The organism is Kitasatospora phosalacinea, from assembly GCF_030268885.1.
In the GTDB taxonomy this organism is placed as follows: Bacteria; Actinomycetota; Actinomycetes; order Streptomycetales; family Streptomycetaceae; genus Kitasatospora; species Kitasatospora phosalacinea_C.
This window is the reverse complement of the sequence record NZ_BSSA01000110.1, coordinates 1-487: the sequence shown is the minus strand read 5'-3', so window position 1 is coordinate 487 and position 487 is coordinate 1. Positions and strand designations below refer to the sequence as shown.

The window sequence follows — 487 nt, the reverse complement described above, 5'->3', positions numbered from 1 at the left end:
TCGGCGATCCTGGCGGCGGCGCTGGAGAAGACCGGCTACGACCTGGTGGTGTGCGGCATGGCCTCCACCGACGGCACGATGGGCGTGCTGCCCGCGCTGCTGGCCGAGCGCCTGGGCGTGCCGCAGGCCACCCTGCTCTCCGAGGTCGCGGTCTCCGGCGGGAAGGTCACCGGCCGGCGCGACGGCGACGCGGCCACCGAGCAGGTCGAGGCGCCGCTGCCCGCGGTGGTCTCGGTCACCGACCAGTCCGGCGAGGCCCGCTACCCGTCCTTCAAGGGCATCATGGCCGCGAAGAAGAAGCCCGTGCAGTCCCTGGACCTGGACGACCTGGGCATCGACGCCGACACCGTCGGCCTGGCCGGCGCCTGGACGAAGGTCGAGGACGTCACCGCCCGCCCCGCCCGCACCAAGGGCGTCATCGTGACCGACGAGGGCGAGGGCGGCAAGCAGCTCGCCGCCTACCTCGCCGAGCAGAAGTTCATCTGAC

1 protein-coding gene is annotated in these 487 nt (G+C 73.1%); it reads left to right on the top strand.

Going from position 1 to position 487, the window contains the following annotated elements; translation table 11 throughout:
- On the top strand, positions 1-486 hold a 486-nt coding region (locus QSK52_RS39160), incomplete at its 5' end, for an electron transfer flavoprotein subunit beta/FixA family protein (protein ID WP_285741049.1).
- Position 487: the final 1 nt, after the last annotated feature.